Annotated in this window: 7 protein-coding genes; 3 read left to right on the top strand and 4 right to left on the bottom strand. The window is 71.5% G+C overall.

Annotated elements, in window-relative coordinates; genetic code table 11:
• Positions 1–184: 184 nt before the first annotated feature.
• Genes EIM47_RS15385 through EIM47_RS15375 form a run of 3 tightly spaced genes read left to right on the top strand, consistent with a single transcriptional unit; the run spans position 185 to position 2,702 of the window.
• Positions 185–1,045, top strand: a complete 861-nt coding sequence (locus EIM47_RS15385) for a CheR family methyltransferase (RefSeq protein ID WP_125077401.1) — start codon at positions 185–187, stop codon at positions 1,043–1,045.
• Positions 1,042–1,635: a chemoreceptor glutamine deamidase CheD gene (cheD, locus tag EIM47_RS15380; protein WP_026010371.1), complete on the top strand. Its 594-nt coding sequence runs from the start codon at positions 1,042–1,044 to the stop codon at positions 1,633–1,635. The genes EIM47_RS15385 and cheD overlap by 4 nt, the downstream gene beginning before the upstream one ends.
• Entirely contained in the window at positions 1,635–2,702 is a 1,068-nt protein-coding gene (locus tag EIM47_RS15375) for a chemotaxis response regulator protein-glutamate methylesterase (RefSeq protein ID WP_028915802.1), read from the top strand. Before cheD ends, EIM47_RS15375 begins: the two co-directional genes overlap by 1 nt.
• An 8-nt stretch (positions 2,703–2,710) precedes the next feature.
• Here EIM47_RS15375 and EIM47_RS15370 read toward each other — a convergent pair whose 3' ends face one another.
• From EIM47_RS15370 to EIM47_RS15355, 4 genes are all read right to left on the bottom strand, one after another.
• Positions 2,711–3,622 carry a 5'-nucleotidase gene (locus EIM47_RS15370; protein WP_026010372.1) on the bottom strand — a complete coding sequence of 304 codons (912 nt, stop codon included), beginning with the start codon at positions 3,620–3,622 and terminating at the stop codon, positions 2,711–2,713.
• Between the two features lie 58 nt (positions 3,623–3,680).
• Positions 3,681–4,160 (bottom strand): hypothetical protein, encoded by a 480-nt coding sequence (locus tag EIM47_RS15365; RefSeq protein ID WP_019397929.1) that lies wholly within the window; start codon positions 4,158–4,160, stop codon positions 3,681–3,683.
• Between the two features lie 100 nt (positions 4,161–4,260).
• The gene (locus EIM47_RS15360; protein ID WP_019397930.1) at positions 4,261–5,034 is read right to left on the bottom strand and encodes an NAD kinase; all 774 of its coding nucleotides are present in this window, start codon (positions 5,032–5,034) and stop codon (positions 4,261–4,263) included.
• 148 nt (positions 5,035–5,182) lie between these two features.
• Positions 5,183–10,225 (bottom strand): NAD-glutamate dehydrogenase domain-containing protein, encoded by a 5,043-nt coding sequence (locus tag EIM47_RS15355; protein ID WP_125077400.1) that lies wholly within the window; start codon positions 10,223–10,225, stop codon positions 5,183–5,185.
• Positions 10,226–10,272 lie beyond the last annotated feature (47 nt).

Genomic DNA, 10,272 nt, shown 5'->3' with positions numbered 1-10,272 from the left:
CGCCGGCCTGGCCCAGGCCATCGCGGTGTTCAGGCTGGAGGATGCCCACCCCGCCACGCCGGAGGCCGCCTGAACAACCGGGACGAACGTCCGGAAAGCCCCCCGCCCCTGGCGGGGGGCTTCATTCCAGGCGCCCCCGGTCGATAAAGGCAACAGCGGCACAGTGCCGGTTCCCCCGAACGACATGAGCGCCAACCACTTGCCCCATCCCCCCGAGGAACAGCGCGATTTCGTCTTCACCGATCGCGACTTCCAACGCGTCCGCCGCATGATCCACGCCCGTGCCGGCATTGCCCTGGCCCCGGCCAAGCGCGACATGGTCTACGGCCGCCTTTCGCGGCGCCTGCGGGCGCTGGGCCTGGAGCAGTTCGGCACCTACCTGGACATGCTCGAGTCCGACCCGTCCGGGGACGAGTGGCAGTCCTTCACCAATGCCCTGACCACCAACCTCACCGCCTTCTTCCGCGAGCCGCACCACTTCGAGCACCTGCACGGCCAGCTGCAGGCGCTGGCCGCCGCCGGCGGCCCGGTCCGGCTCTGGTCGTGCGCCGCCTCCACCGGCGAGGAGCCCTACTCCATGGCGATCACCGCCTGCGAGGCCTTCGGCAGCATGACCCCGCCGGTGCGCATCCTTGCCACCGACATCGACACCCAGGTACTGGCCACCGCCCAGCGCGGCGTGTACCCGCTCGAGCGCATCGCCAACCTCGACGCCGATACCCGCCGCCGCTACTTCCAGCGCGGCACTGGCCCCAACGAGGGCCGCTGCCGGGTCCACCCGGCCCTGCAGGCGCTGGTCGAGTTCCGCCCCCTGAACCTGCTGGCGCCCCGCTACGACGTTGGTGGCAGCTTCGCCGCGATCTTCTGCCGCAACGTGATGATCTATTTCGACAAGGAGACCCAGCGCGGGGTGCTCTCGCGCCTGGTCGCCCACATGGATGCCGACAGCCTGCTCTATACCGGGCACTCGGAGAACTACCTGCACGCGGCCGACCTGATCCAGCCCTGCGGCCGCACCCTCTACCGCCGCACGGTGCGTGCATGAGCGTCGCCCTGGAATCCGATGGAGTGATGCGCTACCGGGACCCGCAGTTCCAGGTCCCGGCCGCCAAGCTGCTGCCCACCCAGTACCTGGTGGTGGACGACGGCACCGCGCTGGTGACCGTGCTCGGCTCCTGCGTGGCCGCCTGCATCCGCGATCCCCTGCTGAATCTGGGCGGCATGAACCACTTCCTGCTGCCGGACGGCAATACCGGCGACGGCGCCCCGGCGCGCTACGGCAGCTACGCCATGGAAGTGCTGATCAACGAACTGCTCAAGCGCGGCGCCAACCGCAAGCGCCTGGAAGCCAAGGTATTCGGCGGGGCCAACGTGCTCAAGGGCTTCACCAGCAACCCGGTCGGCACCCGCAACGCCGACTTCGTGCTGTCCTACCTGGACGCCGAGCGCATCCCGGTGGTGGCCGAGGACCTGCGCGGCATCCACCCGCGCAAGGTCTGGTTCTTCCCGCAGACCGGCAAGGTCATCGTCAACCGCCTGCCGCACGCGCACGGCGCCGAGGTCGTGGCGGCCGAAACCGCGGTCCGTTCGCGCCTGTCGCGCACCCCGGTCAGCGGCGGCGTGGAGCTGTTCTGATGGCCATCCGCGTACTGGTGGTGGACGATTCGGCGGTCGTGCGCCAGGTCCTGTCCGAACTGCTGGCCGCCGACCCGGAGATCGAGGTCGTCGGCACCGCCGCCGACCCGTACCTGGCGCGCGAGAAGATCAAGCGCCTCAACCCCGACGTCATCACCCTGGACGTCGAGATGCCGCGCATGGACGGACTGGCGTTCCTGGAGAACCTGATGCGGCTGCGGCCGATGCCGGTGGTGATGGTCTCCTCGCTCACCGAGCGCGGCGCCGACGTCACCCTGCAGGCGCTGGCCCTGGGCGCGGTGGACTTCGTCAGCAAGCCGAAACTGGGCGTGGCCCGCGGCCTGGAGGAATACGCCACCGAGATCGCCGCCAAGGTCAAGGGCGCGGCGCGTGCGCGGGTGCAGGCACTGGTGCGCCCGGCACAGCGCCTGGGGCCGGCGGCGCCGGCGCCGGCAGCGATGGCCGCGCGCTTCCGCACCACCGACCGCCTGATCGCGATTGGCGCCTCGGCCGGCGGCACCGAGGCGATCCGCGCGGTGCTGGAGCAGATGCCCCCGGACGCGCCGGCGATCGTGCTCACCCAGCACATCCCCGGCGGCTTCAGCCGCGCCTTCGTCGAGCGCCTGGACCGGCATTCGCCCATGCTGGTGCGCGAGGCCAGCGATGGTGAACTGGTGCTGCCCGGCCACGCCTACCTGCCGCCGGGCGACCACCACCTGCGCATCATCCGCGACGGCGCCCGCTGGCGGTGCCGGATCGACCACGGCCCGCCGGTCAACCGCCACCGCCCGGCGGTGGACGTGCTGTTCCGCTCGGTGGCGCAGAGCGCCGGCCCGAACGCGGTGGGCGCGATCCTCACCGGCATGGGCGACGACGGCGCCCGCGGCCTGCTGGAAATGCGCGAGGCCGGCGCCCCGACCCTGGTCCAGGACGAGGCCACCAGCGTGGTCTGGGGCATGCCCGGCGCCGCGGTGAAGCTCGGAGCGGCGGATGAGATCCTGCCGCTGGAGCGCATCCCCGCGCGCCTGCTGGAACTGGCCGGCAGCCACGCCCACGCCGGCGCCTGAGCCGGAGGCTAGCCTTCGACGTTGGCCACGCCGTGCGGCACGTGGCCGGCGGCCACGTGCATGCGGGCGCTGTCGATGTTGTGGCGCGAGTCGTCGAAGAAGATGTCGGCGCCGAACGCGGCCAGGAACGGCCCCTTGTCGCGCCCGCCCAGGAACAGCGCCTCGTCCAGGCGCACGCCCCACTCGCGCAGGGTGCGGATCACCCGCTCGTGCGCCGGCGCCGAGCGCGCGGTGACCAGCGCGGTGCGGATCGGCGCGTCCTCGCCCGGCGGGAACGCCGCCTGCAGCTCGTGCAACGCCGCCAGGAAGCCGCGGAACGGGCCGCCGGACAGCGGCTCGCGCGCGCGTTGCCGCTCGTGCAGGCCGAACGCCTCCACGCCCTGCTCGCGCGAGATGCGCTCGCTCTCGTCGCCGAAGATCACCGCGTCGCCGTCGAAGGCGATGCGCAGCTGGTCGCGCGAGGCGTTGGCCGCGCGTGCCGGCAGGATGGTCGCCGCGGCCACCCCGTGCTCCAGCGAGCGCCGCACCGACTCCGGGTTGGCCGACAGGAACAGGTTGGTGCCGAACGGCGCCACGTACGGCCAGGTCGGCTCGCCGGCGGTGAACACCGCGCGCACGATGCCCAGGCCGTAGTGCTGGATCGAGTTGAAGATCCGCAGCCCGGTGTCGGCGGAGTTGCGCGACAGCAGGATCACTTCCACCTGCGGCGCTCCCTCCGGCAGGCGCCGGTTGAGCGCCAGCAGCTTGCGCACCACCGGGAAGGCCACGCCCGGCTCGAGGATCTCGTCCTCCAGCCGGCGCTGGTATTCGGCGTAGGCCTCCAGGCCCTCGCGCTCGAACAGCGCGTGGCCCTCCTCCAGGTCGAACAGTGCCCGCGAGGTCACCGCCACGGTGAGTACGCGCGGGGCGTTGTCCTGGATATGGCGCTCGGGCAGGGTCATGCCCGGATTATGGCATCGCCGCGCCAACGCCGCCGGCTCAGGGCATGGCGCCGACCCGGAACTGCACCGGCGGGCCGCGCCAGCCATCGGCCGTGACCGCACGCAGCTCCAGCAGCAGGCGCAACGGCTGCTGCTCGGCCGGCGGGCCGTCGACCCAGGTCAGCTGGTGCTCGGTGCGGCGGCCGCGGATCGACGACGCCACCACCGGGCCCTGCGGCACCAGGCCTTCCGGCGCCTCGCCGCGCACGACCCGGTACTCGAAGCCGATGTCCTCCAGGTCGTAGTCGCCACGCGGCCAGCGCAGCTTCACGGTGAGGAAGCCGAGCTGGTCGCACACCGCGCCGCCGCCCAGGCCGCGGGTGAAGGAGACTTCCTCCACTTCCGGCGCCGGCAGGTCGGCGGTGTCCACCAGGCTGCTCCTGGCGACGTGGAACGGCTTGAGGTTGGTGTCGAATGCACAGGCTGCCAGCGCCTGCACCGGCAGCGCGCAAAGCAAGATCAGATACTGCAACTTCACGGGACCCCTCCCCTTCCGTTGAAGTTTCTCCGTCCTGGTTGTCATTCCCCGGCGGTGGCGCTCCCTCGGCCACCGCCACCGCGCGAACGCGGATCTGTCGTCATACCACGAATTGTTCGCTCAGGATACGTTCCTCCAGGTTGTGCTCCGGATCGAACAGCAGCGTCACGGTCCGGTCGCGCGACTCGCGGATCACCACCTCGACCACGTCGCGGGTCTCGTGCGAATCGGCGGTCACGCTCACCGGGCGCTTGTACGGATCGAGCACCTCGAACCGCACCTCGGTCTCGGCCTTGAGGATGGCGCCGCGCCAGCGCCGCGGGCGGAACGCCGCGATCGGCGTCAGTGCGATGGTCTGCGAGCCCAGCGGCAGGATCGGACCGTGCGCGGAGAAATTGTACGCAGTGCTGCCGGCGGGAGTGGCCACCATCACGCCGTCGCAGATCAGCTCGTCCAGCCGCTGCTGGCCGTTGAGGTCGATGCGGATGTGCGCCGCCTGCCGCGTCTGCCGCAGCAGCGAGACCTCGTTGTACGCCAGCGAGCCGACCGTGCTGCCGGATTCGGTCTGCGCCACCATCTCCAGCGGACGCAGGATCGCCGGCTCGGCCGCCGCCAGGCGCTCGAGCAGGCCCTCGGCGCGGTAGTGGTTCATCAGGAACCCGACCGTGCCCAGCTTCATCCCGTACACCGGCTTGCCCAGGCCGCCGTGGCGGTGGAGCGTCTGCAGCATGAAGCCATCGCCCCCCAGCGAGCAGATCACGTCGGCTTCCTGCACCGGGCAGGTGCCGTGCCGCTCGACCAGCGCGGCCAGCGCCTCCTGGGCGCCGGGCGCGGCGCTGGCGAGGAAGGCAATGCGGGGGTTGGGGGGGATCATCGGTAGCTCCGTCCGTTGGCCATCCATGCCAGGGGAGGATAACCGGCCTGCGCCTCCGCTGCGCCCGCGGTTGCCGCGGAAAGCAAACCGCGCAAGCTCCGCGGCGGGCGGCGACGCGAGGCCGCGCGCCCGCCACGGGCCGGGTGGCTCAGCCGGCGGCGGCCAGCTGGCCCAGCTTCTGCACGGCCACCGACAGGGTCGGATAGTCCAGCGTCTTCTGCGTCGACAGCTCCTCGAGCATGCCCAGGGTGAAGCGCAGCGAGGCGTCGTCGCGCTCCAGCCACTGCCGCACCTTGCCATCCGGATCGGACGCCGGCTGGGCCACGGCCTGGCCGGCGAGCACCCGGTGGTGCGCCGCCAGCGCATCGCGCATCACGCCGCGGGCCACCGCGTGCCAGCGCCCGTCCACGGCCAGGGCGTCGATCTGCTCGAACAGCCACGGCAGGCGCAGCGCCTCGCCCAGGCGGAAGTGCACGCGCGACACCTCCACCGGCTTGAGCCTGCGCTCGGCGGCCAGCTCGATGATGTCGAACGCCGGCTCCAGGTACGGCAGCTCGGCCAGCTGCTGCGCCAGCGCCGGGGGCATGCCCTTGTCCTTCCACTCCTGCAGCGCGGCCTCGTAGGCCGGGCGCTGCGAGGCCGGCAGCACCCCGGAGGCGGAGCGGATGTCGTTGAACGCGTCGTGGTAGCGCGCCACCGCCGCGGCGATGCTCGGCATCGGGCCGGGACGGTTGAGCAGCCAGCGCACGAACGAGCGCTGCAGGTTCCAGATCACCTGCAGGGCGTCGATCTGCGCGGCCTCCGGCAGCTTGCCGTCGAGCGCGTCGATCTGGTTCCACAGGCTGCGCGCGTCCAGCACCTCGCGGCTGATGGTGTAGGCCTTGGCCACGTCGGCCGCGCTGCGGCCGGTGTCCTCCTGCATGCGCAGCAGGAACGTCGCGCCCATCCGGTTGATGGTCTGGTTGGTCACCGCGGTGGCGATGATCTCGCGCTTCAGGCGGTGCTTCTCCATCAGCGGCGCGTACTTCTTCTGCAGCGGCTCGGGGAAGTAGCGCTGCAGCTCCTTGGACAGGTACGGGTCCTCGGGGATGTCCGAGTCCAGCATCTGCTGGAACGCGACCAGCTTGGCGTAGGACAGCAGCACCGCCAGCTCCGGGCGGGTCATGCCCTGGCCGCGGGCCTTGCGCGCCGCCAGCTCCGCGTCCGAGGGCAGGAACTCGATCTGGCGGTCGAGCAGGCCCTGCGCCTCGAGGGTGCGGATGAAGTGCTGCTTGGAGCCCAGGCGCCTGGCGCTCATCCGCTCCATCAGGCTGATGGCCTGGTTCTGGCGGTAGTTGTCGAACAGCACCAGGCGCGCGACCTCGTCGGTCATCGACGCCAGCAGCTTGTTGCGCGCAGCCATGGTCAGCGAGCCGTCGCGCACCGCGGCGTTGAGCAGGATCTTGATGTTCACCTCGTGGTCGGAGGTGTCCACGCCGGCGGAGTTGTCGATGAAGTCGGTGTTCAACAGCACGCCGTTCTGCGCCGCCTCGATGCGGCCCAGCTGGGTCATGCCCAGGTTGCCGCCCTCGCCCACCACCTTGCAGCGCAGCTCGTTGCCGTTGACGCGGATGGCGTTGTTGGCGCGGTCGCCGACGTCGGAGTGCTGCTCGCTGGAGGCCTTGACGTAGGTGCCGATGCCGCCGTTCCACAGCAGGTCCACCGGCGCGCGCAGGATCGCCTGCATCAGCTCCGCCGGCGACAGCGAGCGTACGTCGTCGGCCAGGCCCAGCGCGGCGCGCACCTGCGGGCTGATCTGGATCGATTTGGCGCTGCGCGGGTACACGCCGCCGCCCTTGCTGATCAGCTTGGCGTCGTAGTCGGCCCAGCTGGAGCGCGGCAGCTTGAACAGGCGCTCGCGCTCGGCGAAGGAGCGCGCCGGATCCGGGTCCGGGTCCAGGAAGATGTGGCGGTGGTCGAACGCGGCGACCAGGCGGATGTGCCGGGACAGCAGCATGCCGTTGCCGAACACGTCACCGGACATGTCGCCGATGCCGACGCAGGTGAAGTCCTCGCCCTGGCAATCACGGCCCAGGGCGCGGAAGTGGCGCTTGACCGACTCCCAGGCGCCGCGCGCGGTGATGCCCATGCCCTTGTGGTCGTAGCCGGCCGAGCCGCCGGAGGCGAACGCGTCGCCCAGCCAGAAGCCGTGGGCGATGGCCAGGCCATTGGCGATGTCGGAGAAGGTCGCCGTGCCCTTGTCGGCGGCCACCACCAGGTACGGGTCGTCCTGGTCGTGGCGGACCACGTCGCGCGGCGGCACGATCCTGCCGTCGACGATGTTGTCGGTGATGTCCAGCAGGCCCTGGATGAACAGCTTGTAGCAGGCCACGCCCTCGGCGAACCAGGCGTCGCGGTCGACCGCCGGGTCGGGCAGGCGCTTGGCGTAGAAGCCGCCCTTGGCGCCGACCGGCACGATCACCGTGTTCTTGACCATCTGCGCCTTGACCAGGCCCAGGACCTCGGTGCGGAAGTCCTCGCGGCGGTCGGACCAGCGCAGACCGCCGCGCGCCACCGGGCCGAAGCGCAGGTGCACGCCTTCCACGCGCGGGCCGTACACGAAGATCTCGCGGTACGGGCGCGGCTTGGGCAGCTCGGGGATCAGCGCCGGGTCGAACTTGAAGCTGATGGTCTCGGCCGGCTGGCCGTCGGCGTTGCGCTGGTAGTAGCTGGTGCGCAGGGTGGCGTCGATGACGTCGATGAAGCTGCGCAGGATGCGGTCGTCATCGAGGCTGTCGACGCGATCCAGCAGCCTCAGCAGCGCCTCGCGCACCGCCGCCGCGCGCGCGGCACGGTCGCCGGCGAACGCATCCACCACCTCCTGCAGCACGCGCACCGTGGCCTCGTCGCCGCGCGCCAGCGGGCGCAGGCCGTCGGCCAGGCGCTGCTGCGCGGCGCGCAGCTGGGCCGGGGTCGGGTTGCCCGGCTCGAAGCGGGCCTGGAACAGCTCCACCAGCAGGCGCGCCAGCAGCGGGTAGCGGCCCAGGGTCTGCTCGACCGAGCCCTGCGAGAACGGCACGCCGGTCTGCAGCAGGTACTTCCAGTAGCCGCGCAGCAGCGCGACCTGGCGCCAGTCGAGCCCGGCCGCCAGCACCAGGCGGTTGAAGCCGTCGTTCTCGGCGCGGCCGGACCAGATCGCGGCGAAGGCCTGCTCGAACTCGCGCGCCAGCGCGCCGGCCTGGGCGGCGTCGGCCTGGGCCTCGACCTCGAAGTCCTGGATGTAGATCGGCTGGCTGCCGCCGCCGGGCAGGCAGGCCTGCAGCCGGTACGGGTGCTCGGAGATGACCCGCAGGCCCATGTTCTCCATCAGCGGCAGCACGTCCGACAGCGGGATGTCGTCGTGCTGCCGGTACAGCTTCAGGCGCAGGCCGGCACCGCCCTCGCGCGGGGCCGAGTGCAGGCTCAGTCGCAGGTCCTCCGGGCCGGCGAGCGCGGCCAGCTGTTCGACGTCGTTGGCCGCCAGCTCGGGCGAGACGTCCTCGATGTAGCCGGCCGGCAGGGCGCGGCCGTAGCTGGCCGCCAGGCGCAGGCCCTCGACCTCGCCGTGGCGGGCGATCAGCAGCTCGCGCAGGTCGTCCTGCCAGTTGCGCAGCAGGTGCGCCAGGCGGCGCTCCAGTTCGGCGATGTCCAGGTCCACCACCTCGCCGGCCTTGGGCCGCACGATCAGGTGCAGCTGGGCCAGCGGCGACTCGCCCAGGACCACGCTGGAATCCACGTGCTCGCCGTGCAGCGCCTCGCGCAGCATGGCCTCGATGCGCAGGCGCACGTCGGTGTTGAAGCGCTCGCGCGGGATGTACACCAGCGCGGAGAAGAAGCGGCCGTAGCGGTCGCGGCGCAGGAACAGGCGGCTGCGCACCCGCTCCTGCAGGCTCAGCACGCCGGTGGCGGTGCGGAACAGCTCCTCCGGGCTGGCCTGGAACAGCTCCTCGCGCGGCAGGGTCTCGAGGATGTGGCGCAGGGCCTTGCCGCTGTGGCTGTTCGGCGCCAGGCCGGACTTGCGCATCACGTACTCGTGGCGCTCGCGCACCAGCGGGATCTCCCACGGGCGGCGGTTGTAGGCGCTGGAGGTGTACAGGCCGAGGAAACGCTGCTCGCCGACGATGCGGCCGCCGGCGTCGAACTCCAGCACGCCGATGTAGTCCATGTAGCCCTTGCGGTGCAGGCGCGAGCGGGCGTTGGTCTTGGTCAGGATCAGCGGCTCGACCGCGGCGCCGGACTCGCTGAGGCCGTGCGCGGCCAGGGTGCGCACCGGGCGCGGCGCGGAGCTGTCGCGGCCGCGCATCAGGCCCAGTCCGGTGCCCTCCACCGGGGCCAGCACGTCCTCGCCGCCCTGGCGCAGCACGCGGTACTCGCGGTAGCCGAACAGGATGAAGTGGTCGTTGGCGGCCCAGCGCAGGAACTCCTGCGCCTCGCGGCGGTTGGCGTCGTCCACCGGCATGCGCCGGGTGGCCAGGTCGTCGGCCAGGGTCTGCATGCGGTCGCGCATCAGGCCCCAGTCGGCCACCACCGCGCGCACTTCGGCCAGCACCTGGGCCACGCGCTGCTCGATCGCGCCCATGGCTTCCGGCGGCTGGCGGTCGATCTCCAGCAGCATCAGCGACTCGGGCTTGCCCTCGCCCACCTTGACCAGCTTGCCGGCGCGGTCGCGCTCGATCCGCACCAGCGGATGGCCCAGCACGTGCACCGACACGCCCATGTCGGCCAGGGCCATGCTCACCGAGTCGACCAGGAACGGCATGTCGTCGTTGACGATCTGCAGCACGGTGTACGGCGATTCCCAGCCATTGGCCTTCCGGGTCGGGTTGAACACCCGCACGTTGGCGGTGCCCGGCTTGCGCTTGCGCGCGAACTCGAGCATGTCGGCGCCGATCGCGGCCCAGCCCTGCGGGTCGTGCTGTGGGAACTCGTCCTCCTCCATGCGGCGGTAGAACGCCGCCAGGAACTCGCGCAGTTCTGCCTGGCGCGCGGCCGGCACCAGCTTGCGCGAGGCGGCGAACACCGGTTCCAGCGAGAACGCGGGCGCCTGGGCCGCTGCCGTGGCGGCGGGCTGCGCCGGCTTGGTGGCCTTGGCGGCCTTCGCGGGCGCGGCAACGGACTTGCGGTTCGGGGATTTGGCAGGTTTGGCAGCCTTGGACGAAGGCTTGGGTGTCATGGCGGATGCGCCGTGGTTGAAAGGTGGCGCGATTGTATCCCTTGCAA

The sequence above is a fragment of the Pseudoxanthomonas sp. SGT-18 genome (genome assembly GCF_003931645.1).
GTDB lineage: Bacteria > Pseudomonadota > Gammaproteobacteria > Xanthomonadales > Xanthomonadaceae > Pseudoxanthomonas.
This window is presented reverse-complemented; position numbering and strand designations above follow the sequence as displayed.